General features: G+C 68.9%; 24 protein-coding genes. 15 read left to right on the top strand and 9 right to left on the bottom strand.

Annotated elements, in window-relative coordinates; translation table 11 throughout:
- Positions 1-89 precede the first annotated feature (89 nt).
- Together leuS and ABE472_RS08690 are read right to left on the bottom strand one after the other, a co-directional pair.
- Positions 90-2,738: a leucine--tRNA ligase gene (gene leuS, locus ABE472_RS08695; RefSeq protein WP_346466027.1), complete on the bottom strand. Its 2,649-nt coding sequence runs from the start codon at positions 2,736-2,738 to the stop codon at positions 90-92.
- A gap of 186 nt (positions 2,739-2,924) precedes the next feature.
- On the bottom strand, positions 2,925-3,536 hold the full coding sequence (locus ABE472_RS08690) for a DUF998 domain-containing protein (protein ID WP_313212539.1): 612 nt from the start codon (positions 3,534-3,536) through the stop codon (positions 2,925-2,927).
- Positions 3,537-3,664: 128 nt separating this feature from the next.
- Between ABE472_RS08690 and trxA the strand changes: the two genes are divergently transcribed.
- The 5 genes from trxA to ABE472_RS08665 all read left to right on the top strand — a co-directional run bounded on the left by trxA (position 3,665) and on the right by ABE472_RS08665 (position 9,346).
- Positions 3,665-4,528, top strand: a complete 864-nt coding sequence (gene trxA / locus ABE472_RS08685) for a thioredoxin (protein ID WP_313219037.1) — start codon at positions 3,665-3,667, stop codon at positions 4,526-4,528.
- Between the two features lie 250 nt (positions 4,529-4,778).
- Positions 4,779-6,401 (top strand): FecR domain-containing protein, encoded by a 1,623-nt coding sequence (locus ABE472_RS08680; RefSeq protein WP_313219230.1) that lies wholly within the window; start codon positions 4,779-4,781, stop codon positions 6,399-6,401.
- The gene (locus ABE472_RS08675; protein WP_346466026.1) at positions 6,398-8,029 is read left to right on the top strand and encodes a CHASE2 domain-containing protein; all 1,632 of its coding nucleotides are present in this window, start codon (positions 6,398-6,400) and stop codon (positions 8,027-8,029) included. Before ABE472_RS08680 ends, ABE472_RS08675 begins: the two co-directional genes overlap by 4 nt.
- 70 nt (positions 8,030-8,099) lie before the next feature.
- Positions 8,100-8,564, top strand: coding sequence for a DUF4442 domain-containing protein (locus tag ABE472_RS08670; RefSeq protein WP_313212536.1), 465 nt, complete (start codon positions 8,100-8,102; stop codon positions 8,562-8,564).
- A gap of 50 nt (positions 8,565-8,614) precedes the next feature.
- Positions 8,615-9,346, top strand: a complete 732-nt coding sequence (locus ABE472_RS08665; RefSeq protein WP_313212535.1) for a hypothetical protein — start codon at positions 8,615-8,617, stop codon at positions 9,344-9,346.
- A gap of 22 nt (positions 9,347-9,368) precedes the next feature.
- Here the strand turns inward: ABE472_RS08665 and ABE472_RS08660 are convergent, their stop codons facing one another.
- Positions 9,369-10,661: a hypothetical protein gene (locus ABE472_RS08660; protein ID WP_346466025.1), complete on the bottom strand. Its 1,293-nt coding sequence runs from the start codon at positions 10,659-10,661 to the stop codon at positions 9,369-9,371.
- Positions 10,662-10,739: 78 nt separating this feature from the next.
- Between ABE472_RS08660 and ABE472_RS08655 the strand changes: the two genes are divergently transcribed.
- The 8 genes from ABE472_RS08655 (at position 10,740) to rnfB (ending at position 18,858) form a co-directional block, all read left to right on the top strand.
- The gene (locus ABE472_RS08655) at positions 10,740-11,417 is read left to right on the top strand and encodes a DUF502 domain-containing protein (RefSeq protein WP_070425632.1); all 678 of its coding nucleotides are present in this window, start codon (positions 10,740-10,742) and stop codon (positions 11,415-11,417) included.
- Positions 11,418-11,548: 131 nt separating this feature from the next.
- Positions 11,549-13,465, top strand: a complete 1,917-nt coding sequence (locus ABE472_RS08650) for a DUF885 family protein (RefSeq protein WP_346466024.1) — start codon at positions 11,549-11,551, stop codon at positions 13,463-13,465.
- A 58-nt stretch (positions 13,466-13,523) separates the two neighbouring features.
- Positions 13,524-14,570 carry a serine hydrolase domain-containing protein gene (locus ABE472_RS08645; RefSeq protein ID WP_346466035.1) on the top strand — a complete coding sequence of 349 codons (1,047 nt, stop codon included), beginning with the start codon at positions 13,524-13,526 and terminating at the stop codon, positions 14,568-14,570.
- A complete protein-coding gene (locus ABE472_RS08640) occupies positions 14,567-14,986 on the top strand; it encodes a VOC family protein (RefSeq protein WP_313212532.1) in 420 nt (139 codons plus the stop codon). The genes ABE472_RS08645 and ABE472_RS08640 overlap by 4 nt, the downstream gene beginning before the upstream one ends.
- Before the next feature lie 101 nt (positions 14,987-15,087).
- A complete protein-coding gene (locus ABE472_RS08635; protein WP_121038630.1) occupies positions 15,088-15,531 on the top strand; it encodes a DUF2147 domain-containing protein in 444 nt (147 codons plus the stop codon).
- 98 nt (positions 15,532-15,629) lie between these two features.
- Complete coding sequence (gene metG / locus ABE472_RS08630; protein ID WP_346466023.1) at positions 15,630-17,708, top strand: methionine--tRNA ligase; 2,079 nt, start codon at positions 15,630-15,632, stop codon at positions 17,706-17,708.
- A gap of 60 nt (positions 17,709-17,768) precedes the next feature.
- On the top strand, positions 17,769-18,410 hold the full coding sequence (locus ABE472_RS08625; protein ID WP_346466022.1) for an HAD family hydrolase: 642 nt from the start codon (positions 17,769-17,771) through the stop codon (positions 18,408-18,410).
- Positions 18,411-18,438: 28 nt separating this feature from the next.
- Positions 18,439-18,858 carry an Rnf electron transport complex subunit RnfB gene (gene rnfB / locus ABE472_RS08620; protein ID WP_313219047.1) on the top strand — a complete coding sequence of 140 codons (420 nt, stop codon included), beginning with the start codon at positions 18,439-18,441 and terminating at the stop codon, positions 18,856-18,858.
- A gap of 97 nt (positions 18,859-18,955) precedes the next feature.
- On the opposite strand, the gene ABE472_RS08615 is transcribed toward rnfB, so the two are convergent.
- Complete coding sequence (locus ABE472_RS08615; protein ID WP_121038644.1) at positions 18,956-19,303, bottom strand: RidA family protein; 348 nt, start codon at positions 19,301-19,303, stop codon at positions 18,956-18,958.
- A 193-nt stretch (positions 19,304-19,496) separates the two neighbouring features.
- On the opposite strand from ABE472_RS08615, the gene mprF reads away from it, so the two are divergent.
- Complete coding sequence (mprF, locus tag ABE472_RS08610; protein ID WP_346466021.1) at positions 19,497-22,061, top strand: bifunctional lysylphosphatidylglycerol flippase/synthetase MprF; 2,565 nt, start codon at positions 19,497-19,499, stop codon at positions 22,059-22,061.
- A gap of 27 nt (positions 22,062-22,088) precedes the next feature.
- Here the strand turns inward: mprF and ABE472_RS08605 are convergent, their stop codons facing one another.
- From ABE472_RS08605 to ABE472_RS08590, 4 genes are all read right to left on the bottom strand, one after another.
- Complete coding sequence (locus tag ABE472_RS08605) at positions 22,089-23,435, bottom strand: AcvB/VirJ family lysyl-phosphatidylglycerol hydrolase (protein WP_346466020.1); 1,347 nt, start codon at positions 23,433-23,435, stop codon at positions 22,089-22,091.
- A gap of 78 nt (positions 23,436-23,513) precedes the next feature.
- Positions 23,514-24,161 carry a DUF998 domain-containing protein gene (locus ABE472_RS08600; RefSeq protein ID WP_346466019.1) on the bottom strand — a complete coding sequence of 216 codons (648 nt, stop codon included), beginning with the start codon at positions 24,159-24,161 and terminating at the stop codon, positions 23,514-23,516.
- Between the two features lie 14 nt (positions 24,162-24,175).
- Positions 24,176-24,355: an oxidoreductase-like domain-containing protein gene (locus tag ABE472_RS08595; protein WP_313219053.1), complete on the bottom strand. Its 180-nt coding sequence runs from the start codon at positions 24,353-24,355 to the stop codon at positions 24,176-24,178.
- A 47-nt stretch (positions 24,356-24,402) separates the two neighbouring features.
- Positions 24,403-25,008 carry a hypothetical protein gene (locus tag ABE472_RS08590; protein ID WP_313219055.1) on the bottom strand — a complete coding sequence of 202 codons (606 nt, stop codon included), beginning with the start codon at positions 25,006-25,008 and terminating at the stop codon, positions 24,403-24,405.
- A gap of 230 nt (positions 25,009-25,238) precedes the next feature.
- Here ABE472_RS08590 and ABE472_RS08585 point away from each other — a divergent pair, with 230 nt between their 5' ends.
- Positions 25,239-26,375, top strand: coding sequence for a tetratricopeptide repeat protein (locus tag ABE472_RS08585; protein ID WP_313211383.1), 1,137 nt, complete (start codon positions 25,239-25,241; stop codon positions 26,373-26,375).
- Between the two features lie 6 nt (positions 26,376-26,381).
- Here the strand turns inward: ABE472_RS08585 and ABE472_RS08580 are convergent, their stop codons facing one another.
- Positions 26,382-26,717 carry a zinc ribbon domain-containing protein YjdM gene (locus ABE472_RS08580; RefSeq protein ID WP_019183411.1) on the bottom strand — a complete coding sequence of 112 codons (336 nt, stop codon included), beginning with the start codon at positions 26,715-26,717 and terminating at the stop codon, positions 26,382-26,384.
- Positions 26,718-26,738: the final 21 nt, after the last annotated feature.

Genomic DNA, 26,738 nt, shown 5'->3' with positions numbered 1-26,738 from the left:
GATACCGGACGGCCCACGGGGCGTGCCCGCCATCGGCCCATGGAGATCGGTGCCACCGGGCGCGCAAGGCCCCCGGTGGCACGACAGGATCAGCCCTGCGGGGCCGCCACGATGTTCACGATCTTGCCCGGCACGATGATGATCTTGCGCACGGTCAGCCCTTCCAGGAACTTGGCCGCGTTCGGCTCGGCCAGGCCCAGGGCTTCGATCTGATCACGCGGCGCATCGGCAGCGACGTCGATGGTGCCGCGCAGTTTGCCGTTGACCTGCACCGCCAGCGTCACCGCATCGCGCACCAGCGCCGCCGGATCGGCCTCCGGGAACGCCTGGTCTTCCAGCAGTTCCTCGGCGTGGCCCAGCACCTGCCACAGCGCATGACTGGCATGCGGCGTGATCGGGTTGAGCAGCAGCACGGTGGCGCGCAGCGCTTCCTGGCGCACCGCACGGCCCTGCTCGCTGACGTCATCGAACTTGGCCAGCGCGTTCATCAACTCCATCACCGCGGCGATCGCGGTGTTGAAGCTGTGGCGGCGACCGTAGTCGTCGCCGACCTTGCCGATGGTTTCATGGGTCTTGCGGCGCAGCGCCTTCTGCTCGGCGTTCAGCGCGACCACGTGCAGCGCCGGGGCGGCGCCATCAGCGGCATGCTTCTGCACCTGGGCCCACAAGCGGCGCAGGAAACGGGCCATGCCATCCACGCCGGCTTCGTTCCACTCCAGCGATTGTTCCGGCGGCGCGGCGAACATCGAGAACAGGCGCACGGTGTCGGCGCCGTACTTGCCCACCATCACCTGCGGGTCCACGCCGTTGTTCTTGGACTTGGACATCTTCTCGGTGCCGCCGATCACCACCGGCTGGCCGTCGGCGATCAGGGTCGCCCCGACGATGCGGCCGCGCTCGTCACGCTGCACATCCACATCGGCCGGGTTGATCCAGTCCTTGGAGCCGTCCGGGTTCGGGCGATAGTAGGTTTCGGCGATCACCATGCCCTGGCACAGCAGGTTCTGCGCCGGCTCGTTGCTGTCCACCATGCGCGCATCACGCAGCAGCTTGTGGAAGAAACGGAAGTACATCAGGTGCAGGATCGCGTGCTCGATACCGCCGATGTACTGGTCCACCGGCAGCCAGTAGTTGCCGCGCTTGTCGACCGCGTCACGGGCACCCGGCGAGGTGTAACGCGCGTAGTACCAGCTCGATTCCATGAAGGTATCGAAGGTGTCGGTCTCGCGCTCGGCCGCGCCGCCGCAGTCGGGGCAGGTGGTCTTGCGCCATTCCGGATCGGCCTTGATCGGCGAACCGGTGCCGACGAAGTTGACGTTCTCCGGCAGGACGACCGGCAGCTGCTCTTCCGGCACCGGCAAGGCGCCGCACTTGGGGCAGTAGATCACCGGGATCGGGCAGCCCCAGTAGCGCTGGCGGCTCACGCCCCAGTCGCGCAGACGGTAGTTCACACGGCGCTGGCCCTGGGCCTTGCGCTCGAAACGCTCGGCCAGTGCCTCGAAGGCGCCCTGGAAATCCAGCCCGTCGAACTCTTCGGAGTTGACCAGCTCGGTCTCGCGCGTCTTGTCGCCGTACCAGTCCTGCCAGCGCGTGGCGTCGTACGCGCTTTCTTCCTTGCGCAGCGACTTCAACGCGATGACCTGGCGGATCGGCAGGCCGTACTTGTTGGCGAATTCATTATCGCGCTGATCATGGCCGGGGACGGCCATCACCGCGCCGGTGCCGTAGCCCATCAGCACGAAGTTGGCGACCCACACCGGCACCTGGGCGCCGGTGACCGGATGGATGGCGCGCAGGCCGGTATCCATGCCGCGCTTTTCCTGGGTCTCCAGTTCGGCTTCAGAGACGCCGCCCTGTTTCATCTCGGCCAGCAGCGCGGCCAGTGCCGGGTTGGACTTGGCCGCGTGCTGGGCCAGCGGGTGTTCGCCGGCGATCGACACGAAGGTCACGCCCATCACGGTGTCCGGACGGGTGGTGAACACGCGCAGCGGGTCCAGCGTGCTGCCGTCGGCGTCACGCACGTCGAACTGGATCTCCAGCCCTTCCGAGCGGCCGATCCAGTTGCGCTGCATGGTCTTGACCGAATCGGGCCAGCCCGGCAGTTCATCCAGGCCGTCCAGCAGTTCCTGGGCGTAATCGGTGATGCGCAGGAACCACTGCGGGATCTCACGCTTTTCCACCAGCGCGCCGGACCGCCAGCCGCGGCCGTCGATGACCTGCTCGTTGGCCAGCACGGTCTGATCGATCGGGTCCCAGTTCACCACCGCGTTGCGGCGGTAGGCCAGGCCCTTGCGCATCAGGCGGGTGAACATGCGCTGCTCGTGCACGTAGTACTCGGGCGTGCAGGTGGCGAACTCGCGCGACCAGTCGATCGCATAGCCCATGGCCTTGAACTGGCCCCGCATGTGCTCGATGTTGGCGTAGGTCCACTTGGCCGGCGCGGTCTTGTTCTTGATCGCCGCGTTCTCGGCCGGCAGGCCGAAGGCATCCCACCCCATCGGCTGCAGCACGTTGTGGCCGGTCATCCGCTTGTAGCGGCTGATCACGTCACCGATGGTGTAGTTGCGCACGTGGCCCATGTGCAGCGCACCGGACGGATACGGCAGCATCGAGAGGCAGTAGAACTTCGGCTTCTCCGAAGTCTCGGTGACCTCGAAGGCACGGGTGGCATCCCAGTACTGCTGGGCGGCGGATTCAACCTGCTGCGGATCGTAAACGTTGGGTTCGACGCTGGTCATAAAAACGCTAGTGCGGCGGCAAAGCGGCACAGGGTACCGCAGTGCGGCAAAGGGCTCCAATCGACGCGGCCCACCGTCGCGACCAAACCTGTCATCTCATTGAATTGACTGGGGATTGGTGAAATACGTCAGCCCGCGCCGCGCGCCACGGCGCGGGCCGGGGCGCAGCAACGGCGGCGGCTGTGCTCAGGCGCGACGCGTGGAGGGGGCCAACGGCAGCACCGCCACCAGCCAGACCAGCCATACCCCGAAGGCCACGCGCTGGGCCATCGGGGCCGGCAGCAGGGCCTGCAGCGCGAACGCGGCAAGCAGCACGCCCACCCCGCAGGCCAGGTGCAGGCCGCCCACGGCACGCCATGCCGGCAGCCGCAGCGCGCCGATCCCGGACATCACCGCGCCCGGCACGAAGGCCAGCACCCACACCATCCAGGCACTGGCGTGGTACTGGCTGGCCGGGTTCTCCAGATCGCGGGTATCCAACGGCAGCACGCCCATCGCGGTGAAGCCGACCCCGGCCAGCATCAGCAACTGCGCACCGACCCGCATCGACCACGGCGCGGTGCGCGGCACCCGCAGCAGCAGGCGCAGCGCGACGAGGCTGGCGAGCAGGCCGGGCAGCGCGAAACCGAGAATGTTGAACGCCCGCGCATGCGGCACGTCCATCGCCCCGAGCAGCGCGACCGGATGGCCGACCGGATCGAACAGCGGCAGGGCCGCGCCGAAGCCCAGCACCGCGCCCACGAACAACACGGCGGCGGCAATGCCGAGCCCACCTTCCCAACGTTGGATTCCCTGCATGCTGCTCACCCGGCTGCGTCTGAAGGCCCGCATTGTCGCTGTTCCAACGCGAATCCGCCCGGTGGGGTTGCGTCCGGCCGCGGGCGGCACCATACACTTCCTCTCCAGTTTCCCGTTGATTTGAAACCATGAGCGATCTGCCCCACGTCTTTGACGCCACCACCGAGACCTTCGAGACCGAGGTGCTGCAGAAATCCCTGCAGACCCCCGTGCTGGTCGATTTCTGGGCCACCTGGTGCGGCCCCTGCAAGACCCTGGGCCCGATGCTGGAAAAGCTGGCCGGCGAATACCACGGCGCCTTCGAGCTGGCCAAGGTCGATGTCGACAAGGAGCAGCAGATCGCCGCGGCGTTCCAGATCCGCTCGGTGCCGACCGTGTTCCTGGTCAAGGGCGGACAGATCGTGGACGGTTTCCCCGGCGCCGTGCCGGAAGGCCAGCTGCGCGAGTTCCTGACCCAGCACGGCGTGGTCCCGCTTGAAGCGGCCCCGGACGAAGCGGAAACCGTCGAAGCGCCGCCGCTCGATCCGCAGGCCCAGGTGGATGTGCTGCGTGCGGCGATTGCCGCCGAACCGGACAAGGAAGAGCTCAAGCTCGACCTGGCCCTGGCCCTGCTGCAGACCGGGGCCACCGCCGAGGCCACTGCCCTGATCGACGCGCTGCCGGCCAACCTCTCCACCGATGACCGCGCCGTGCGCGCCCGCGCCCGCCTGGACTTCGCCAGCGCCCTGCAGGACGCCCCGGCTCCCGAGGTGCTGGAGGCGCGCATCGCGGCCAATGGCGACGATCTGCAGGCACGCCACCTGCGCGGCGTGCAGTTGCTGCTGTCCGGGCAGGATGCTGCCGCGCTGGAGCAGTTCCTGGACATGCTGCGCCGCGACCGCAGCTACGACGACGGCCGCCCGCGCAAGCTGCTGATCGATGCCTTCAAGGTGATCGAGGATGAAGACCTGGTCGGCCAGTACCGCCGCCGGATGGCCTCGCTGCTGTTCTGATCGGCCCCGGCCAGCGCCTTTCGGGGCGCTGGCCCAACGAAGCCGTCCATACAGACCGGCAACTTCGATGTGTGACGTGAGTCACGTTCAGAAACCCTGCACGACTCCCGGGCAATAATGCCGCCGCGGCCACTGGAGGCTGCGATCCATCGGGGAGGATGAGGTCTGGGCCATGGCGGCCTACTTGGCTGCGCCCCGCCTTGCAGGGCCGTGAATGACCGTGAGATTGACCCGATTCCTCCGCTTCCCGATGGCCGCCCGCCTGTTGGTGCTGGCCGCCATGATGCTGTCTGCCGCGCCGGTCCTGGCGCAGGACTGGACCTACCGGGTCCGCCCCGGCGACACGATCTGGGACCTCAGTGCCCGCTACCTGAAGCCGTCCATCGCCTGGGAGCAGTTGCAGTCGCACAACGGCATCGCCGATCCCTACCGTCTGCCGCCCGGCAGCCAGCTGCGTTTCCCCGTCGCCTGGCTGCAGGTGCAGCCCGCCCCGGCGCGGGTACTGGCCGTACGTGGCCCGGTGCAGAGCCAGGCCGACGGCCAGCCCCTTCGCGAGGTCATCGAAGGCGACCTGCTGCGGATCGGGCAGGAACTGGTCACCGGCGAGGATGCCAGCGTCACCGTGGTCTTTGCCGATGATTCGCGGCTGCAGCTGCGCGAGCGTTCGCGCCTGCGCTTCGACCAGCTCTCCCGCTACGGCCGCACCGGCATGGTCGATACCCGCCTGCGCCTGGAACAGGGGCGCGCCAGCAACCGGGTGACCCCGGCCAACGGCCCGGCCTCGCGTTACATCATCGATGCGCCGACGGCGACCAGCAGCGTACGCGGCACCGTGTTCCGGGTCAGCGCCGGCCAGGATGGCCGGGGCGCGGCCACCGAAGTACTGGAGGGCCGCGTGCAGGTCGGCAACCGCCGCGGCCAGCGCCTGGTCAGCCGCGGCCAGGCCACTCGCAGTCCCTCGCTCGATGCACGCCCCGCCGGCCTGGAGGCGCTGCTGCCCGCGCCTGTGTTGTCCAGCGAGCCGCAGCGGCTGGCCACCCTGCCCGCGGCGCTGGCCTGGCAGCCGGTGCCAGAGGCTGCCGGGTACCGGGTCGAGGTCGTGCGCGCCGACCAGCCGGAGGTCCTGCTGTTCGCGCGCGATACCGATACCACCGCACTCACCCTGCCCGATCTGCCGCCGGGCGAGCTGCGCCTGCTGGTCCGCGCGGTCAGCGCCGAACAGGTCGAAGGGCTGGATGCCGAGCAGGCGTTCCAGGTGCGTGACCAGCCGGTCGCGCCGCTGACCGTGCGGCCGCTGCATGGCCAGACCCTCAACAGCGCGCGGCCGCGCTTCGAATGGACCCGGGTGGCCGGGGCCGAGCGCACGGTGCTGCAGATCGCCCGCGATCCGCAGTTCCTCCCTCTCCTGCTCGAACAGGACACCCGCGCCACCCACCTGCGTCCCGTCCTGGACCTCCCCCCGGGCGAGTATGTGTGGCGCGTGGCATCGGTGGATCGCAACGGCGACCGCGGGCGTTTCGGGCAGCCGCTGCCGCTGACCATCACCGACGAACCGGTCGACCCGGCGCTGCAGCCGCCCGAGGCCGCCAACGGCCAGCTGACGCTGCGCTGGCAGGCCGGCGAACCCGGCCAGCGCTATCGCGTGCAGCTGGACCGTCGTGGCGACTTCCGTGCCCCGCTGCTCGATCAGGAACTGGCCCAGCCGGCGGTCTCGATCAAGCGCCCCTGGCGCGGCACGCTGCACGTGCGCGTGCAGTACATCGATGAGGACGGTTACGCCGGTCCCTTCTCGCCGGCCCAGCAGATCGACCTGCCGTGCCGGACCTGTTACGCCACCGGGGGCGGTGCGCTGTTGTTGTGGCTGCTGCTGTGACGCCCCTGCACCTGCCCTGGCCGCAACGCATCGCGCTGGCCGCACTGGTCGGCGCGCTGGCGGTCGTGGCCAGTCACTGGCAGTGGTTCTGGAAACAGGATGAGGTGGTCTACGACGCCTACGTCGGCGGCTGGGAATACACGCCCGATGCGCGCCTGCTGATCGTGGCCATCGACGACAACAGCCTGCAGCAGCTGGGCCAGTGGCCGTGGCCGCGCGGTACCCACGCGCGCCTGCTGGACCGGCTGACCGACGCCCGCGCCGCGCGCGTCGTGCTGGACCTGATGGTGTCCGAACCGGACCGCCAGGACAGTACCCAGGATGCCGAACTGGCCGCGGCGATCCGGCGCAACGGGCAAGTGGTGCTGCCGGTGCTGGCCGCGCCCGCCAGTGGCCCGCGCATGGCCGAAGAGCTGCTGCCGATTCCGCTGATCGCCGCCAACGCGGCGAGCCTGGGTCACAGCGACATCGAAGTGGACGGCGATGGCGTCGCCCGCGGCCTGTACCTCACTGCCGGCATCGGCTCACCGCACTGGCCGGCGCTTGGCTTGGCGCTGGCGGGCACGCACGGCCCGCTGCCCGGGCTGCACGATGATCAGCCGGACCTGGTGTCGCCGTACCAGTGGCGCCGCGACCACTACGTGCGCCTACGCTACGCCGGTCCGCCCGAACGCTTCCCGCAGGTCTCCTACGCCGATGTGCTCAACGGCGAGGTCGATCCGGCGCTGCTGCGCGGCCGCCTGGTGCTGGTCGGCATGACCGCCAGCGGCATCGCGACGCGCCTGCTGACCCCGACCACCCGCGAGCGCTGGATGAGTGGCAGCGAGTACCAGGCCAACGTCGCCTCGATGCTGCTCGCCGACAAGGTGATCCATCCCTTGCCGTCGGCATGGCAGAGCGCCCTCTCCGGGCTGCTGGTGGCCGTGTGCTGCCTGTTGTTGACCCTGCCGCGGGCGTGGCTGAGCGGCGTGCTCGCCCTGCCGTTGACGCTGCTGTCGAGCTTCGTGCTGCTGCGCGCCGGCAACCTGTGGTTCGCGCCGGCCGCCGCCTTGATCGGCATGCTGGCGGTGATCCTGTCCTGGACGCTGTGGCGGGTCAGCGCCTGGCGCCGCCAGGCCAACAGCGATGCACTCACCGGGCTGGGCAACCGGCTGCGCTTCGAGCAGACCCTGCAGGCCGAGCACGATGCCGGCCGCCGCAGCGGACGGCCGCTGAGCCTGGTGTTGATCGACGTGGATCACTTCAAGCGCCACAACGACGATTTTGGTCACCAGGCCGGTGACACCGTGCTGCGCCGGATCGCGCAGGAGATCCGGGCGCACGCGCGCCGGCCGCGCGACATGGCCGCGCGCTTTGGCGGCGACGAGTTCGCGCTGATCCTGCCCGACACCACGCCGGAAGGCGCAGTGCAGGTGGTGCAGGACCTGGTCGCACGGGCGCAGGCGCTGGAAATTCCCGCCGGCCGCGGCACGACCACGCACATCACGGTCACCGTCGGCGTGTTCACCCGGGTGCCGACGCCCGGCACCGAGCCGCGGCACTTCTTCGAAGGCGCCGATGCCGCGCTGTACCAGGCCAAGGCCGCCGGACGGAATGGGTATGCGGTCGATGATGGCGGGCTGGGCTGATACGCCCACGGCACCCATACGCAGGCGAATGGTAGACTCCCGTCACCCTCAGCACTGAGATGCACTCCGAATGAAGGCCTCCGTCTTCCGCCTTGGCCTCAACCTGTGGCCGCCGTTCCTGTTCACTGGCATCCACGTGACAACGGTCAGTCCGGATTATCGCCATGTGCGCGTCGAACTGCGCATGCGCCCGTGGAACCGCAACTACGTGGGTACCCACTTCGGTGGCAGCCTGTTCGCGATGACCGATCCGTTCTGGATGCTCACCGTGATGCAGAACCTGGGGCGCGATTACTACGTCTGGGACCGTGCGGGGGAGATCGAATTCCTCAAGCCGGGCCGCGGGACGGTGGTTGCCGAGTTCCGGCTGGACGAGGCGCTGCTGGATCAACTGCGTGCCGCCACGGCCAGCGGGGAAAAGTACCTGCACTGGTTCAGCAATGACATTGTCGATGCGAACGGCGAGGTCATCGCCCGCGTGCGCAAGCAGGTGTACCTGCGTCTCAAGCCCGAGGCGCGCCAGCGCGCAGGGTGAGACTTGGCGCGCTGCTATGCTCGCGCGCCGGATTCACGCCACGGAAGACCATGCGCCTGCGCCTGCTGCTGACCCCATTGCTGTTCGTCGTCCTGCCCGCCGCCGCACAGGAGCTGCGGATCCCGCCGGTCGACTATCCGGTCCTGCCGGCTCACGCGGCCAAAGCCGAGGGCTTCGTGCCGTCCGGCTGGCGCATCGATCAGCAGCTGCGTGGCGATCTCAACGGCGACAGGCGCGATGATCTCGTTCTGGTGCTGCGCCAGCAGGACGCGCGCAACATCGTCGAACACGATGGCTTCGGCATCAGCCCGCTGGACAGCAATCCACGCATGCTCGCCATCGCCTGGGCCACGCCGGCCGGCTACACGCTCGCTGCGCAGAACCACACGCTGATCACCCGTCACGAGGCGCCGAACCTGTCGGATGTGTTTGAAGACGGCGACGGCGTCTCGATCGTGGGCGGCACACTGCGCACCACGCTGTTCTTCTTCTCCAACGCTGGCAGCTGGTCCACCGGTTCTGCCAGCTACACCTTCCGCTGGCAGAACGGTGCCTTCGCATTGATCGGCTATGACCGCGACTCGATGATGCGCAACTCCGGTCAGACCGAAAGCCTGAGCATCAATTACTCGACCCGCCGCGTGCGCCATGCCGAAGGCAGCATCGAATCGGACCAGGACACCGTGCGCTGGGAGACCCTCACCTCGCCACGCCGCTGGACGCTGGAGACGGTGGGTGATGGCAGCGACTTCGACCCCTTCGCCCCGGCGCAGGATCGGTAAGCACCGCGTCGCCGCACGCCCCTTATCGTGCGGGCGCGCGCATCGGCACCTGCAGCGTCGGCCCGGCCTCGTCCATCACCACGCGCCGCTCCACCTGCAGCCACTGGCCATCGTCGCTGAGCACCGGCGTGCGGGTGGGCGAACGCAGCGCCTCGGGCAAGCGCTTCAGCGTCTCCGACGACGTCGTGGGCTGCTGCCGCAGCCAGCGCTGCGCGGCGACCAGGCGCAGCATCGCCGCGGCGTCCTGCGGCCGGCCGGCATACTGCCGCATGTCCGGCCCGCCGATGTTGGCCACGGCACAGCCCAGTGGATTGGCGATGCAGGCAAAGCGATCCTGCGCGGGCCCGGGAATGGGCGTGGGCGCGTCGCGCGCTGCCACCAGTTCTGCACTGGCGGCGCACGCCCACGCATAGCGGGGCGCCATGCGCGCCAGAGTGCGCGGCACATCCAGCAACAGGCGATGGCCGTCCGGGTTCCCAGTGGACGGCCGCACGCCCGCCCCAGCCAACGCGAACTCACCGCGCATCGCCGTGCACAGGCTCTGCTGGCCGGCCGTCATCGGCGCCAGTGCCGCCGCGCAGACTGCAGGCAGTGCAGCGTCGGCGGGCAGTTCAACCAGCATGTCCGCCAGCAGCCGCGCGTTGCTCTCCACCATCGCCGCGCCGATCATGCTGGTGATCAGCGTATCGCCCTGCCCCGTCATCGCCCGACCACTGAGGATGTCCGCGCAGGCACCGGCAAGTGCGGTGCCACTGTCGCCCCGCACATGCGCAAGTGCGTGGGCTGAGAGCGGATCGAGCACCGGCTGAAAGACGGGCAGCGGCACTATCGGGTCGGTCCCGAACGGCTCGAACGGGGAGACGAAATGACCGTAGCCGGCCAGCGCGGCCACGCGCTGGTGAAGCGCATCGTGGCCGGCATGCGTGGCGGCGAACCCCTCGGGGTCCGCACGCACCGCTGCAAGACAACCGACACCCCGGCCGCCACAACGCGCCAGCGCCGGCAGCGGGACCGCAGGGAACCGCCCTTCCGCGCTGGACGCTACCGGCCGCTGGCCAGGCGTGCCGTTTCGCCAGCGCTCGACATCCTGTGCCATCAGGGCCTCGCGCCCGCGGGCATCCAGGCCGTCGTAGCGCAGGGTCCACAACGCACTGAAGCCGTTCTCACCGGGCCGGGGCAGCGGCGCCTGCAGCAGCCGCATCGCCTCACGCTGCTCGGCCGGCAGCGGCCAGAAGCGCGAGGCCGCCCAGAGCCCCGCCACGGCCAGCACCAGGCTCAGGATCGAGATGCCCACCCATTTCAGTCCATTCCTCACCACTGCATTCTCCCCAGACCCCGCGTCCTGCGGGGATGGGCAGCGTAAACCGGGCATCGCCACCGCTACAATGCGCAGATGTCGCCCGAAGCTCCCCAACTCGTTCCGCGTCCCTCCCTGCAGCGCCTGTTCCTCACCGGCCTGCTGACCCTGCTGCCGATCTGGCTGACCTGGGTGGTGGTCAAATTCGTGTTCGTGCTGCTCTCGGGCATTTCCAGCCCGCTGGTGGTGCCGCTTTCCGAGCAGATCGCCGCCTCGTTCCCGCATTACCTGGGCTGGATCAAGGTCGAGTGGATGCAGGACATCATCGCCCTGGCCGCCACGCTGCTGGTGATTCTCTCGGTGGGCGTACTCAGCCGCCGCGTGATCGGCCAGCGCCTGCTGCGCTGGTTCGGTGCGGTGATCAAACGCATTCCATTGGCCAGCATCATCTACGACAGCGCCAAGAAACTGCTGGACATGCTGCAGACCGAACCGGGCAGCACGCAGCGTGTGGTGCTGATCGACTTCCCGCATCGCGACATGAAGTCGGTTGGCCTGGTGACGCGGGTGATGAAGGAAGAAGGCAGCGGCCGCGAGCTGGCCGCGGTATACGTACCCACCACCCCCAATCCGACCTCGGGCTATCTGGAAATCGTGCCGGTGGAGCTGCTCACGCCCACCGACTGGACCGTGGACCAGGCGATGAGCTTCATCATCTCCGGCGGCGCGGTCGCCCCGGAAACCATGCCGTTCACCCGCGCCGGCGATCGTTGAGCATCGCGGCAGCAGCATGCTGCCGCAGCTGACTGGGCGCCGTACATGACAAACCTGACCGGGGGCCGATGCTGGCCGTACGCAGGCGAATCGGGCAAGCTCCCGTGTCTGTGCGTTTACGGAAACAGCCGATGCCCCACCCCGCCCGCGCCCTGGCGCTTGCCATCGCCGTACTGATGGCCTTCAGCGCTGCCGCTCCGGCCGAAGCTGCCAAGAAAAAGGCCACCCGGCCCGCCGCGACGCAGTCCCGGCCCGCCGCCAAGCCCAAGGCCAAGCCGCGTGCGCGCCCGGCCGCCGCCCCGACCCGCCAGCCGCTGGTGCGCCAGCAGACCAAGGCCGCGCAGCTGGACCGGATCTACGATGAGTACTGGGATGCCTCGATGCGGCTCAATCCGCTGCAGGCCACCTTCCAGGGCGACAGCCGGCACAACGATCAGCTGCCCAACATCCTCTCTGCCGCCTACCGCCAGCAGTCGCATGACTTCACCGTGGAGTGGCTGGGCAAGGTCGAGAAGATCGGGCCGGACGGCCTGACCGGCCAGGATCTGCTCAGCTACGAAATCTTCGTTCGCGACGCGCGCATGTCGCTGGCCGCCGAGCAGTTCCCTGGCTGGATGCTGCCGGTGAGCCAGTACTACAACCTCGGCAGCATCATGGCCATTCTCGGCTCCGGCTCCGGTGCGCAGCCGTTCAACACGGTGCAGGACTATGATGGCTGGTCGCGCCGCTCGCTGGGCATTCCGGCCCTGTTCGAGCAGGCCATCGCCAACATGCGCCAAGGCATGGCCGCCGGTGTGGTGCAGCCGCGTGACCTGATGGAAAAAGTACTCCCGCAGCTGGATGCGGTGATCAAGCCGACCGCGGAAGAGAGCATCTTCTGGGCGCCGGTGCGCAACCTGCCCGAAGATTTCCCGGCGGCCGACAAGGCGCGCATCACGGCCGAATACAAGCGCATGATCGAGTTCCGCATCATGCCGTCCTATCGCGCCCTGCGCGGCTTCATCGCAACCGAGTACCTGCCGGCCGCGCGCAGCACCGATGGTCTGGCCGGCCTGCCCGGCGGCAAGGCCTGGTATGCACAGACCATCGTGCAGAGCACCGCATCCACGCTGACGCCCGAACAGATCCATGCCCTGGCCGAACAACGCGTGGCCACGCTGCAGGCGCAGATCGCCACGATCATGAAAGACAACAAGATCCGTGGCTCGCAGCAGAAACTGCTGCGCACCATGCGCACCGACCGCGACTTCCAGTACGCCAACGCCGATGCGCTGCTCAACCGCTACAAGCAGCTGCAGCGCCAGGTCAACGCCCGCCTGCCGACGCTGCTCGGCACGCTGCCCAAGGCCCCGATGGAGATCCGCGCGGTCGAGCCCGAACGCGCGGCCACCGCCGGCGCGGTGAGCTACCAGCAACCATTGCCGGACGGGATGCGCCCGGGCGTGCTGTACATCAACACCGGCGATCTGCCGAGCCGCCGCCGCTGGTCCGCACCGATGCAGTTCCTGCACGAGGGCATCCCCGGCCATCACGTGCAGCTGGGCCTGCAGCAGGAGCTGGACAAGCTGCCACGCTTCCGCCGTCTGGGCGGCGATATCGCCTTCGTGGAGGGTTGGGGCCTGTATGCCGAGTCGCTGGGCGAGCAACTGGGCGTCTACCAGGATCCCTACGAGCGGATCGGCTATCTGCAGGCCGCGCTGACCCGTGCCGCGCGCATGTCCGCCGACACCGGCGTGCACGCGCAGGGCTGGAGCAAGCGCCAGGCCGTGGACTATCTGGTCAAGACCGCGGACATGAGCGCCAGCGATGCCACCGCCGAAGTGGAGCGCTTCATGGCCCTGCCCGGGCAGACCCTGGCCAATGGCCTGGGCGAACTGAAGATGATGGAGCTGCGCGACAAGGCCAAGGCGGCACTGGGGCCGCGTTTCGACGCACGTCGCTTCCATGAGGAAGTGCTGCGCGATGGTTCGATGCCGCTGGACATCCTCGATGCCAAGATCGCCCGCTGGATCGCCAACCAGAGTGGCGCGGCCACGCCCGCGCCCTGAGCCCTGAAGGAAACCGAGCATGCACATCGTCCGGCATCTGCGTGTGTGGATCAGCGCGATGTGCATCGCCGGGAGCGGTAGCGGCGCCGTCATCGCAGCGCCGGTGCTGACGCCCCCGGATCCGGGCATCGATGCGCTGATGCAGCGCTACGACGGCCAGGTTCCCGGCGCCGCGGTGCTGGTCCTGCACGATGGCCAGCCGGTGTTCCGGCGCGGCTACGGCCTGGCGGTGCTGGAAGACCGGACCGCGGTGACCGCGCAGACCAATTTCCGCCTGGCCTCGGTCAGCAAGCAGTTCACCGCCGCGGCGATCCTGTTGCTGGCCGAAGACGGCGCGCTGAGCCTGGATGATCCACTCAAGCGCTGGCTGCCCTCGTTGCCCGCAACCGCCGATGCCATCACCCTGCGCCAGCTGCTCAGCCACACCAGCGGCCTGCTCGACTACGAAGACCTGATGGCCGCCGACGCGACCGCGCAGGTGCATGACCCGGATGTGCTGCATCTGCTGGAGGGTCAGGACCGGACGTACTTCACGCCCGGCACGGCCTACCGCTACAGCAACAGCGGCTACGCGCTGCTGGCGCTGGTGGTCGGCAAGGCCTCCGGCAGCGATTTCGCGACCTTCCTGCACCAGCGGATTTTCCTGCCGCTGGGCATGCGCGACAGCGTGGCCCATCAGGACGGCGTGGACGATATCGCGCGCCGCGCCTATGGGTACAGCGAGCGCGACGGGCGCTGGCAGCGTACCGACCAAAGCCCGACCAGCGCGGTGCTCGGCGATGGTGGGGTGTATTCCTCACTGGATGACCTGGCGCGCTGGGATGCGGCGCTGTATGACCAGCGCCTGCTGAAGGCGACATCGTTGAAGCAGATGTTCTCCCCTGCCACTCCCACCGCCGAGCCGGACGTGCCGTTCTACGGTTTCGGCTGGCGGCTCAATGGTGGCGCGCAGTGGCACAGCGGCGAGAGCATCGGCTTCCGCAACGTGATCCTGCGCTATCCGGCGCAGCGCCTCACCGTGATCGTACTCAGCAACCGCAACGCCCCCGAACCCTATCCGCTGGCGCTGCAGATCGCCCGGCGCTGGCTGGACACCGTGCAATGAACGCTTCTGACGCCTCCCCACTGATCGGCATCCACCACGTGGCCCTGATCTGCGCCGATTACGTCCGCTCCAGAGATTTCTACACTCGCGTGCTCGGCCTGCAGGTGATCGCCGAGAACCATCGCGCGGCGCGCGACTCCTGGAAGCTCGATCTGGCCCTGCCCGATGGCAGCCAGCTGGAGCTGTTCTCGTTCCCGGGCGCGCCCACACGGCCCAGCCGCCCCGAGGCGCAGGGCCTGCGCCACTTGGCCTTCCGCGTGCACACGCTGGAGCCCATGATCGCCCGCCTGACCGCGGCCGGGGTGGCCTGCGAACCGATCCGGGTGGACGAATACACCGGCCGCCGCTTCACCTTCTTCGCCGACCCGGACGACCTGCCGCTGGAGCTGTACGAGATCCCGGCCGACGCCGGCTGAACCGTGCGCCGGGCACGTTCCGTACCGGAGCGAATGGGTATACAGTCGGCCTTGTACCGGCCGCCTGCGCCGGCGTTCACGGACATCCCTGGGAGGGGAACATGCGCAAGACCTTCAAGACCCTGTTGCTGGCGCTGCCGCTGATGATGGCCGCGATGTCGGCCAGCGCCGCCGACGGCGCCGTCGGCCGCTGGAAGACCATCGACGACAAGACCGGCAAGGTGAAGTCGATCGTGGAGATCACCCAGGCCACCAACGGCACGCTGACCGGCAAGGTCGTGGACATCCTGCACTCGGACAAGGGCCCGAATCCGGTCTGCGACGGCTGCGAGGGCGCCAACAAGAACAAGCCGGTCAAGGGCATGACCATCCTGTGGAACCTCAAGGCCGACGGCACCAACGCCTGGTCCGGCGGCACCATCCTGGATCCGGGCAACGGCAAGACCTACAAGTCCAAGATGAAGCTGCAGACCGGCGGCGCCAAGCTCGACGTGTCCGGCTGCGTGGCCTTCATCTGCCGCGCCCAGACCTGGGTGCGCGAGTAAGCCTGGCGCTGCTTTTGCCCCCCCGTAACCCGGCTTCGGCCGGGTTACTGCGTTTTGGCGTGCGATAATCCCCGGTTCCCCTGGCAACAGCGCTCATCATGACCCGCACCGCTCTCGTCACCACCGCCCTGCCCTACGCCAACGGCCCGCTGCACCTGGGCCACCTGGTCGGCTACATCCAGGCTGACATCTGGGTGCGCGCGCGTCGAATGAGCGGCGGCAAGACCTGGTTCGTCTGCGCCGATGACACCCATGGCACCCCGATCATGCTTGCGGCCGAGAAGGCCGGCGTGACCCCGGAGGCCTTCATCGCCAACATCCAGGCCAGCCACGAGCGTGATTTCGCCGCGTTCGGCGTGGCGTTCGATCATTACGACTCGACCAACTCGGCGGCCAACAAGGCGCTGACCGAAGCCTTCTACCTCAAGCTCGAGGCCGAAGGGCACATCGCGCGCCGCTCCGTGGCCCAGTTCTACGACCCGGCCAAGGGCATGTTCCTGCCGGACCGCTACATCAAGGGCATCTGCCCGAACTGTGGCACGCCGGATCAGTACGGTGACAACTGCGAGGTCTGCGGCGCCACCTACAGCCCAACCGACCTGAAGGATCCCAAATCGGTGATCTCCGGCGCCACGCCGGAAATCCGCGATTCGGAGCATTTCTTCTTCGAGGTCGGCCGCTTCGAAGGCTTCCTGCGCGAGTGGCTGGCCGGCGACGTCGCCCTGCCGGGCGTGAAGGCTAAGCTGGGTGAGTGGCTCAATGCCGAGGGTGGCCTGCGCGCGTGGGACATCTCGCGCGATGCGCCGTACTTCGGCTTCCAGATCCCGGGTCACCCGGGCAAGTACTTCTACGTGTGGCTGGATGCGCCGATCGGCTATCTGTCCAGCTTCCAGGCGCTGTGCGCGAAGACCGGCGAAGATTTCGACGCGCACCTGCGCGCCGGCACCAGCACCGAGCTGCACCACTTCATCGGCAAGGACATCGTGAACTTCCACGGCCTGTTCTGGCCGGCGGTGCTGCACGGCACCGGCCACCGCGCCCCGACCCGCCTGCACGTCAACGGCTACCTGACCGTCGATGGCGCCAAGATGTCCAAGTCGCGCGGCACCTTCGTGATGGCCCGCACCTTCCTGGATGCCGGGCTGGAGCCGGAAGCGCTGCGCTATTACTTCGCGGCCAAGTCCTCCGGCGGCGTGGACGACCTCGACCTGAACCTGGGCGATTTCATCGCGCGCGTCAACGCGGATCTGGTCGGCAAGTTCGTCAACCTGGCCAGCCGCTGCGCCGGCTTCATCAGCAAGCGCTTCGAGGGCCGCCTGGCCGCCACGCTGCCCGATGCCGCCCAGTACGACCGTTTCGTCGCCGCGCTGGCGCCGATCCGCGAGGCGTACGAGCGCAACGATCCGGCCAGTGCACTGCGCCAGACCATGGCGCTGGCCGACGAAGCCAACCGCTATATCGACGATGAAAAGCCGTGGGTGATCGCCAAGCAGGACGGCGCCGACGCGCAGCTGCAATCGGTCTGCACCCAGGGTCTGAACCTGTTCCGCGTGCTGGTCACCGCACTCAAGCCGGTGCTGCCGGCCACCGCCGCGCAGGCCGAGGCCTTCCTGGCCGCGCCCGTGCACGCCTGGACCGACATCGCCGCCCCGCTGGCCGCACACACCATCGCGGTGTACGCGCCCCTGTTCACCCGTATCGACCCGAAAAAAATCGACGCCATGACCGACGCATCCAAGGACACCCTGCAGGCCGCCACCCCGGCCCCCGCCGCCCCGGCCAAACCGGCCAAGCCCGCTGCCGCACCGGCGCCGGTCGCGGCGGCCGATGGCGAGGCTGCACCGGCCTACATCGGCATCGACGACTTCGCCAAGCTGGATCTGCGCATCGGCAAGGTGCTGGTCTGCGAATTCGTGGAAGGCTCGGACAAGCTGCTGCGCTTCGAACTCGACGCCGGTGACCTGGGCAAGCGCCAGATCTTCTCCGGCATCCGCGCCAGCTACGGCGAGCCGGCGCAGCTGGTCGGCCGCAGCGTGGTCTTCATCGCCAACCTGGCCCCGCGCAAGATGCGCTTCGGCCTGAGCGAAGGCATGATCCTGTCGGCCGGTTTCGACGGCGGCGCACTGGCCCTGCTGGACGCCGACAGCGCCGCGTTGCCGGGCATGCCGGTCCGCTGATCGCTGCGGCAGGGCGGCCATCGGGTCGCCCTGCCACGCTCGTCTGCCTGGAGGTGTGGGTTGGAACTGGCGCTGTTCGATTTCGACCACACGGTCACCACCTGCGATACCTACGGGCGTTTCCTGCGCCGCGTGGCCACACCGGAGCAGCTCGCGCAGGCGTGGTGGAAGGTCGGTCCGTGGCTGCTGGCCTATCGCCTCAAGCTGATCTCCGCGCAACGCATCCGCGCCCGCGTCACCCGCCTGACCTTCACCGACCGCCATCTGGAGGACATCACCGCACAGGCCGCCGGCTACGCGCGCGATGTGCTGCCCGGGGTGATGCGGACGGAGATGCTCGAGCAGATCCACTGGCATCTCAAACAACAGCACACCGTGGTGATCGTGTCCGGCTCGCTGGACCTGTACCTGCGCCCGTGGTGCGAGGCGATGGGGCTGGACCTGATCTGCAACCGGTTGGAGAGCCGCGACGGACGCCTCACCGGGCGCTACGCCGAGGGCGACTGCGCGCCGCACAAGGTGGAGCACATCCGCCGGCGTTACGACCTCGCGCGCTACCTGCGCATCCACGCCTACGGCGACAGCGGCGAAGACCGCCCGATGCTCGCGCTCGCCCACGAGCGCTGGTATCGCGGCAAGCCCATGACGCCGCGTCGGAATCCACCGGCGCCCCTCCCACCGGCCCGGAACAGCCGGGCCTGATGCCCCACCGCGCAGCCACCGCCACGCCATGAGCCTCCCCATCGATACCCTCACCGAACGCCTCGACCGCCTCCTGCCACAGACCCAATGTGGGCAGTGCGGCTACGACGGCTGCCGCCCGTATGCCGAGGCGATGGCACGCGGCGAGGCGGGCATCGATCACTGCCCGCCGGGCGGTGATGCCGGCGCGCGCGCCCTGGCCAACGTCCTGGGTGTGCCGGCGCTGCCATTCGACCGCACGCGCGGTGCACACAAGGCGCCGCAGGTTGCGGTGGTGATCGAAGCCGACTGCATCGGCTGCACCAAGTGCATCCAGGCCTGCCCGGTCGATGCGATCGTCGGCGGCGCCAAGTTTATGCACACCGTCATCGCCGATCTGTGCACGGGCTGCGAGCTGTGCATCCCGCCGTGCCCGGTGGACTGCATCGAGCTGGTCCGCGCGCCCTGACTCTCGCGCCGGGCGCCATGCGCCTCGCGGTAGCGGCAGGGTCTGGGCGCACGGCGATGCGTCGATCACCATGGCGCCCAGCGGTTCCGCGGTGCGCTTACGGCAATGCCGCCGTCACCACGATCTCCACTTTCCAGCTCGCATCCGCCAGCTTGGCTTCCACCGTGGCGCGGGCGGGGGTCATGCCGGCCACCACCCACTCATCCCACGCGGCATTCATGCCGGCGAAATCGTTGATGTCGGCGAGGAAGATTTCCGCGCGCAGGATGTGCTGCTTGTCACTGGCCACCAGCGCCAGCAGCTTGTCGATCTCTTCCAGCACCTGACGGGTCTGGCCGGTGATGTCCTGGCTGGTGTCTTCGGGGATCTGCCCGGACAGATAGGCGACCTTGTTGTGCACGGTCATTTCGGACATGCGCGGACCAACGTCGAAACGTTCCAACATGGCGATTACTCCTCTGGATGAAACCGCATTGTCACCGATGCGGCGTGCGCCTGCCCGGCCCGGTGCGCAAAGCAGCCACAGCACGCACAGCGCACCCGCTTGGCAAGCGCCGGCATCAGGCGCACGATTTGCCGGTCAGGCGGCCACGCCTGTGTTGACTCTTTCATCGCCCACCCCGGAGCACGCCGTACCGATGACCGACACCGCCCCTGCTCCCACGCCGGCCCGCGCCCCCTGGCGTCGCGCCGCGACCGTCGTCATCCCGCTGGTGATCCTGGCCTTGGCCCTGCGTGGGCTGGCCAACGAATTCGATGAGCATGGCTACCGCGCGATCCGCGAGGCGTTCCGGCATCTGGGCGCCGGCCAGATCGCGTTGACCGTGCTGCTTGGCCTGGCCAGCTATGCCTGCCTGATCGGCTTCGATGCGATCGGTCTGCGCCGCAGCGGCAAGCGCCTGCATCCGGCGCGGGTCGGCATCACCGCGTTCCTGGCGCATACGCTGGGGCAGACCCTGGGCTTTGCCGCCCTCACCGGCGGTGCTGTGCGCCTGCGTGGCTATGGCCGTGCCGGGCTGAGCCTGGGCGAGATCGGCCAGGTCGTGTTGATGAGCACACTGGGCTTCGTGTTCGGGGCGTGGCTGCTGCTGGCGTTGGCCTTCCTGCTTGAACCCGGCGCTGCCGCGCTGGCGCTGCCGATCCCGGTGCAGGCGGTGCGGGTCATCGGCGTTCTCGGCCTGCTGGCCTATGTCGGCACGGTGCTGCTGGTGGGGCGTGAAGGCCGCAGCTTCCAGATCCGCGGGCACGCCCTGTGGCTGCCCGACCGCGGCACCATGCTCGGTGTCACTGCGCTGAGCGTGGTCGAACTGGTGCTGGCCAGTGCGGCGTTCTATGTGCTGCTGCCGATGGATACGCCAACCGGCCTGCCCGGTTTTGTCGGGCTGTATCTGGTCGCGGTGCTGGCCGGCCTGATCTCCAGCGTGCCGGCCGGCCTGGGCGTGTTCGAGTGGAGCCTGCTCAAGCTGTTGCCGCAGGTCGCACCCGCTGCGGTGCTGGCGGCGGCGCTGATCTACCGCGTGACCTATTACGTGCTGCCGCTGCTGCTGGCGACGGTGCTGGCGGTCGCGCCGGCGCTGCGCCGCCCGCTGCGTGCCGGTGCCGGTGCCACCCGGGTCGGCTGGACCGCGCTGCGCCCGTGGCTGCCGCAGATCATCGCGCTGGCGGTGTTCAGCGTCGGCGCGGCACTGGTGATCGATGGCACCCTGCCGACGCCGCGCCGGCACCTGATCACCGCCTCGCTGCCGATCCTGGAAACCTCGCACCTGCTTGGCAGTCTGGCCGGTGTCGCGCTGCTGCTGATCGGCCAGGGCCTGCAGCGGCGCAGCCACGCCGCGTGGATGCTCGCGCTTGGCATCTGTGTGCTCTCGCCCTTGCCGATCTGGCTGCGCGGTGGGCAGGTGCTGATCGCGCTGTCAGCGCTGCTGGTGGCCGCCGCGCTGTGGGCCTCGCGCCGTGAGTTCTATCGCCAGGGCGCGTTGCTGGACGAGGCCTGGTCATGGCCGTGGATCCGCAACCTCGGGCTGGTGCTGGTCGCGGTGATCTGGCTGCTGTTCTTCGTCTACAGCCACGTGGAATACCAGAACGAGCTGTGGTGGCAGTTCGCGCTGCAGGGCAACGCGCCGCGTGCATTGCGTGCGTTGTTGCTGGTGGCGATCGCGCTGACCATCTTCGGCCTGGCGCGGTTGCTGCACAGCACGCGCAGCCCGTTGCCGGCCGCTGATGCGTCCACGCTGGACGCGCTCGCGCCGATCCTGGCAGCGGCCGAAGACACCCAGGCCTGCCTCGTGCTCACCGCGGACAAGGCGGTGCTGCGTGACGAGGCGCAGCAAGGCTTCGTGATGATGCAGCGCTACGGCGGCTCGTTGATCGCGATGGGCGATCCGGTCGGCCCGCCCGACGTGGTACGTGCGCTGATCTGGCGCTTCCGTGAGGAAGCCGATCGGCTCGGCCTGCGCCCGGTGTTCTACCAGGTTGGTGAGGCGCACTGGCAGACCTATCTCGACCTGGGCCTGACCCTGGTCAAGCTTGGCGAAGAGGCGATGGTGCCGCTGCAGGCGTTCACGTTGGAGGGCCGCGATCGCGCGGACCTGCGCCAGGCCTGGAACCGCGGCAAGCGCGGTGGCTTGAGCTTCCGGGTTGCGCCGCCCGAGGAAGTCCCCGCGCTGCTGCCGGCACTATCGGTGGTCTCCCAGCAGTGGCTGGATGACAAGGCCGGCGATGAGAAGGGCTTTTCGCTGGGCAGTTTCGATCCGGCCTACCTGTCACGCTTTCCGGTCGCCCTGGTGGAAGCCGAAGGGCGCATCGTGGCCTTCGCCAATCTGTGGCAGGCGCCGGCGGGCAATGAGCTGTCGGTCGACCTGATGCGGCACGTCGATGATGCGCCCAAAGGCACGATGGATTTCCTGTTCATCGAGCTGTTCCTGTGGGGCCGCGAGCAGGGTTTCCACCGGTTCTCGCTGGGCATGGCACCGTTGTCCGGGCTGGCCCAACATCGCCTCGCCGGGCGCTGGAACCGCTTCGCCAACGTGGTCGCGCGGCATGGCGAACGCTTCTACGGCTTCAGCGGCCTGCGTCGTTTCAAGTCGAAGTTCGCCCCGGTCTGGCGCGCACGTTATCTGGCCGCGCCGGGCGGTGTGCACCTGCCCGCCGCCCTGCTCGATGCGACCCGGCTGATCTCACTGGACCCGCGCCGGCACGATTGAGCCTGTGCCGGCCGGGGCCGGCTACGCTCAGCGCGCCGGCAGATGCTGGACGATGGTGTCGGCGAGGCGGTCGTAATCGCCCTTGAAGTGATGGTCGCCGGGGAGCTTGATGACCTGCGCATTGCCGCCGACGGGAAGCGACGGGCACAGCGCGTCGCCATCGTCTTCGCCGTAGACGCACAACGTCTTGCCGGCGGGCAGCTTGGCCACCTCCGGCGCGATCGGCAGGCCATCGCCACCACCGCCGAGCCAGTTGCTGACATGGAACTCGTAGTCGGCGGTCTTGCCGACCGAGAGCAGCGCGATCATCGAGACCGATTCACGGGTAGCCGGTGACAGCTGGTTGATGGCCGCCGGCAGCACATCGGCGCCCTGCGAGAAACCGACCAGCACCACGTTGCGGCGCTGCCACTGGCGGCTGTAGTGCGTGGCGATGCGCTCCAGATCGCGGGCGAAGCCGTCGGGCGTGCGTGCGGTCCAGAAGTAGCGCAACGAATCCACCCCGACCACCGGCACCCCGGCCTCGCTCAGCGACGCGGCCACTTCCTTGTCCAACCCGGCCCAGCCGCCATCACCGGAGACGAAGATGGCGAAGGTGTCGCCCGGCTTGCTCGACGGCACATCGACCACCGGCAGGCCCTTGAGGTCATCCGGCGGCGGCGCCAGGCTGACGCCCTTCTGCGCGCCGATCACCTTGGCCGCGGCCAGCAGGCCGGGCAACGCGTCGCCCCGCGCGGTGCGCTCGAACTGGCGGCCCATGCCGACCTGGCGCACGAACGCAGCCGACTCGCCGGCCGGGCAATGCACATCGCCGGCGGCGTTCAACCAGGGGAAGTTCAGGTCGGCCGGCTGCAGGCGGCCGTGGCTGCTGCCGGCGCCGCAGACCTTGCGCTCGCGCACGCCCGACGGGCAGAAGCCGGTGGTGAGCAGCCCGGCGAACACCTGGGTATCGGCCTGGGCGGCCACCGCGTAGGCCAGCGCCGCGCCCTCGCCATCCCCGCCGATCAGCGGCAGGTGATAGCCCGGCACGTGCAGATAGGCCTGGAACCAGCGGGAGAAATTCTCCACATCGCCGGCACCGAAGGCGCAATCACCGCTCTTCTCGCGGGCCAGCATCTGGCGCAGGTGCGCGACATCGACCTGGGCGACCAGGGCGCCCTCCGCACGCAAGGCATCGATGCGCTGCTGGCTGTCGGCATGGCTGGCGCTACCGTCAAACCACACCACCACCCGTTGCGGGCGACCGTCGGGCAGGTACACCGGCACGTTCTCGAAACGCCCGTGACTGAGCTGCTGCGGCGGCGCGGCCAGCGCCTGTCCGGACATCCCCGCCAGCACCACCCCCAGCATCATCCCCCAACCGGCTCGCCGCATCGTCGCGCATCCCATGACTAGTGCGCCAACGATACGCCCCTGCCCTGCCAAGGGCATGTACACAGCGTGGCCGGACGCTCAGCGCGCGTCGCGACGCGCCTGCCGCCACAGCTGCCAGGCCACCGAGACCAGCCACACCAGCACCACGGCAATCACCAGCTTCTGCCCAGCGCCGCGCGGTGGGCCGCGCCACAGCACGTGCAGCCACAGCAGCACGAAGCACAGCCAGGCCCACCACCAGGCCGGCCCGGCCCACGTGCGCCAGCGCGGATCGGCGCGCAGGTACCAGCTCTGCAGCAGCATCGCCACGCTCACGCACAGGAACGCGGTATTGGCCGACAGCCCGTGCACCAGCGGTGCCAGCAGCGGCGCGCGCTCGGGCAGCCAACTGTCGCCGATCGCCACCCCCATCAATCCCAGCGCGGCCACCCAGAACAGCAGCGGCGCGGCCGCACTGCGCCGGGGTGATCGGCTGTTGGCATGCAGCGCGACGGCCAGCAGCATGATCGCCAGCGCCAGCACACAGTAAGCCGTGCGCAGCGCCAGCCCCCAGGGGCCATGCAGGTACAGGCTCAGCGTGGCCTGCACCCAGTCCAGGTCATCGCGGGCCCATTGCGTCCACAACGCGATGGCCACGAACAGCGCCAGCGCCACCAGCGTGAGCAGGACAACGCGTGCGTGCTGCTGCGCGGGCCAGCGGAAAGGGCGTGGCAGGGAAAGCGACATCGCAGTTCCTGGGGTCAGTCGGCGGCCTCGGGGTGGCGCTGCTTCCACGCGGCCAAGGCGGCGCGGTAGCGCTGCAGCTCATCGCTGTACAGATCCAGCACGCACAGCGGGCAGCCGCTGCCGCAGCACTCGTTGGGGCCGGGTTCTTCCGGCGGCTGCGGACGCGGATCGGGATCTGGAACGGATACGGACATGGCGACACACGTAGGGAAAACAGCGCGCACAGTGTAGCGGGCGTGGTTCAGCGCTCAACCCGCCGGCGCAGGTTGTCGCGCGCGGCCGCATCCAGCCGCTGGTGGAAGAAGTCGCTCAGGAAGATCCGCGGTTGCCCCAGCACCTGCTTGAGGAAGCGCCGACGGTTGAGCCGGAACAGGAAGCCCGGCACGTGCCCGGCATACTCCTCGGCGATCCCGCGGTCGTACGCATCGAACACCGCCGCCGGCGCCCCCAGAATGGCCATGTCGCAATCCAGGAACAGCGCCGCTTCCGGATCGACATCGCCGGGCGCGAGTTTGCTGTGGCGCGCGGTCAGTTCGATCAGCTCGACCACCCGCGTCGCATCGATCCCGGCCTCCGGCAGCCAGCGTGCGATGGCCTGGCGTGCCATCTCGGCCGAGCGCGCTTCGTTGTCGCCGCGGCCCGCATCGTAGATGGCGTCGTGATAGAGCGCGGCCAACTGCACCTCACGCGGCCGGAGCCAGCCCGGGCCAGCCTCGGCGACCGTGCGGCAGTGCTGCAGGACGGCCTGCACGTGCGACCAGTTGTGATACGCCCGCGGCGGCACGGCGTAGGCGGTTTCCAGCTCGGCAAGCTGCCCGGCGGGCAGCGGAATCGGTTCGACGTGCATGCACGCATGATTGGCCGTCGCAGCGACGCTGGCAAGCCGGGCGGTGGTTTTTTGACCACCCTCACAGAACCGTTGCCGCGCAGTGGGTGCGCCCGGTTATCCACATGTTTGTCGACCGCTGATCCACATCCCCTGTGGATGGCGCTATCCGCCGATGAACGGCATGCCAGCGCCCGACGACCCGCCTAGACTGGACCGGACGGACCCCAACGCCTCGCGAGGTGACGGCGATGACCGCATGCAGACTTTTCCTGATCGCGTGGATGGCCGTGGCCGCCGCGCCGGCCTGGGCGGCCGACACGGCGCCGCCGGCCGCAGCTGCGCCAAGCGCCACCGCACTGCCCACGCCGGCGCAGATCCTGGAGGTGCCCGCCCCGCTGCTCGCCCTGCTGCACGAACGGGTCATCGACCCGGGCTACTCGCGCGAGCGCCGCCTGCAGCGGCTGGTCGAGATGATCTTCGACGAACACGGGCTGCACCTGGCCTACGACCCCGACGCGACCCACACCATCACGGAAACGTGGCAGACGCGGCGCGCCAACTGCCTGTCCTTCACCCTGCTGTTCGTCACGCTGGCCAACCTCGCCGGCATCGATGCGCATGTCCAGGAAGTGGCGCAGGTGGTGAGCTGGTACCAGGCCTCCGGGGTGATCTACAGCGTGGGCCACGTCAATGCGGGCATCGTGCTGGACGGGCGCAGCGGCACGGTCGATCTGGACCACAGCGTGCTGTACGACCCCCTCGGCCCGCAGCGCATCACCCGGCAACGCACGCTGGCGCACTTCTACAACAACCGCGGCGCCGACCACATGGCCACCGGCGATACCGGGGGCGCCCGCGCCTACTTCCGGGCCGCGCTGGGCATGGCGCCGGACTTCGTGGCCGCCTGGAACAACCTGGGCGTTCTGGACGCGCGCATCGGCGCGCTGGACCAGGCCCGCAAGGACTATGAAACCGCCCTGCGCCTGCAACCCCGGCATGGCGCCAGCCTGAGCAATGCCAGCGCGCTGTACCGGCGCATGGGCGACACCCACCAGGCCGGCCTGCTGGCCAGCCGGCTGGCGCGCGTACAACGCAACGATCCCTTCGCCCAGTACATGTTCGGCGCCCAGGCCGAGCAGCGCCGGGACTACGCCGCGGCGGTGCGTTTCTACCGCCGGGCCGTGCGTCTCTACGAGACCGCCCATCCCTTCCACTTCGCGCTGGCCCGGAGCTACTTCCTGGCCGGCGATGCGCGCCGGGCCTCGATCGAAATGCAGCGCGCGCGGGATCTGGCCGGCGAAAACGGCGACGCCCTCAGATCCCGCTACCAGGCCAAGCTGGACAGCCTGCAGCGCTGGCGCCAGCGCGGCACCAACGCCAACTGAGCCGGCTCAGGCCTTCTTGAGGAAGCAGGTCTTCAGGACCAGGCCCTTGATCTTTTCCGAGTTGCCTTCGATGTGCTCGGCATCGTCCTCGACCAGGCGGATATTGCGGATCACGGTGCCCTGCTTGAGGGGAATCGAGGAGCCCTTCACTTTCAGGTCCTTGATCACCGTCACGGTGTCGCCGGCGGCCAGCACGTTGCCGTTGCTGTCGCGTACCACCAGGGCCTCGCCGCCACCGTCACCGGCCGCCCACTCGTGGCCGCAATCCGCGCAGATGAACAGCGCGCCATCGGCATAGGTGTTTTCCAGGGTGCACTGCGGGCAGGCGGGAATGGCGGACATCGACAGCTCTTCGGTTACGAA

Origin of the sequence: Stenotrophomonas sp. TWI809, from assembly GCF_039673205.1 — a bacterium.
Lineage (GTDB): Bacteria > Pseudomonadota > Gammaproteobacteria > Xanthomonadales > Xanthomonadaceae > Stenotrophomonas.
This window is presented reverse-complemented; position numbering and strand designations above follow the sequence as displayed.

Coding starts and splice junctions, on each gene's coding strand:
- metG (WP_346466023.1), top strand. CDS start 15,630: ATGACCCGCACCGCTCTCGTCACCACCGCCCTGCCCTACGCCAACGGC.
- ABE472_RS08690 (WP_313212539.1), bottom strand. CDS start 3,536: ATGCAGGGAATCCAACGTTGGGAAGGTGGGCTCGGCATTGCCGCCGCC.
- ABE472_RS08670 (WP_313212536.1), top strand. CDS start 8,100: ATGAAGGCCTCCGTCTTCCGCCTTGGCCTCAACCTGTGGCCGCCGTTC.
- ABE472_RS08615 (WP_121038644.1), bottom strand. CDS start 19,303: ATGTTGGAACGTTTCGACGTTGGTCCGCGCATGTCCGAAATGACCGTG.
- ABE472_RS08640 (WP_313212532.1), top strand. CDS start 14,567: ATGAACGCTTCTGACGCCTCCCCACTGATCGGCATCCACCACGTGGCC.
- ABE472_RS08645 (WP_346466035.1), top strand. CDS start 13,524: ATGTGCATCGCCGGGAGCGGTAGCGGCGCCGTCATCGCAGCGCCGGTG.
- ABE472_RS08600 (WP_346466019.1), bottom strand. CDS start 24,161: ATGTCGCTTTCCCTGCCACGCCCTTTCCGCTGGCCCGCGCAGCAGCAC.
- ABE472_RS08585 (WP_313211383.1), top strand. CDS start 25,239: ATGACCGCATGCAGACTTTTCCTGATCGCGTGGATGGCCGTGGCCGCC.
- ABE472_RS08590 (WP_313219055.1), bottom strand. CDS start 25,008: ATGCACGTCGAACCGATTCCGCTGCCCGCCGGGCAGCTTGCCGAGCTG.
- rnfB (WP_313219047.1), top strand. CDS start 18,439: ATGAGCCTCCCCATCGATACCCTCACCGAACGCCTCGACCGCCTCCTG.
- ABE472_RS08605 (WP_346466020.1), bottom strand. CDS start 23,435: ATGCGGCGAGCCGGTTGGGGGATGATGCTGGGGGTGGTGCTGGCGGGG.
- leuS (WP_346466027.1), bottom strand. CDS start 2,738: ATGACCAGCGTCGAACCCAACGTTTACGATCCGCAGCAGGTTGAATCC.
- ABE472_RS08580 (WP_019183411.1), bottom strand. CDS start 26,717: ATGTCCGCCATTCCCGCCTGCCCGCAGTGCACCCTGGAAAACACCTAT.
- ABE472_RS08650 (WP_346466024.1), top strand. CDS start 11,549: ATGCCCCACCCCGCCCGCGCCCTGGCGCTTGCCATCGCCGTACTGATG.
- ABE472_RS08655 (WP_070425632.1), top strand. CDS start 10,740: ATGTCGCCCGAAGCTCCCCAACTCGTTCCGCGTCCCTCCCTGCAGCGC.
- ABE472_RS08680 (WP_313219230.1), top strand. CDS start 4,779: ATGGCCGCCCGCCTGTTGGTGCTGGCCGCCATGATGCTGTCTGCCGCG.
- mprF (WP_346466021.1), top strand. CDS start 19,497: ATGACCGACACCGCCCCTGCTCCCACGCCGGCCCGCGCCCCCTGGCGT.
- trxA (WP_313219037.1), top strand. CDS start 3,665: ATGAGCGATCTGCCCCACGTCTTTGACGCCACCACCGAGACCTTCGAG.
- ABE472_RS08665 (WP_313212535.1), top strand. CDS start 8,615: ATGCGCCTGCGCCTGCTGCTGACCCCATTGCTGTTCGTCGTCCTGCCC.
- ABE472_RS08595 (WP_313219053.1), bottom strand. CDS start 24,355: ATGTCCGTATCCGTTCCAGATCCCGATCCGCGTCCGCAGCCGCCGGAA.
- ABE472_RS08635 (WP_121038630.1), top strand. CDS start 15,088: ATGCGCAAGACCTTCAAGACCCTGTTGCTGGCGCTGCCGCTGATGATG.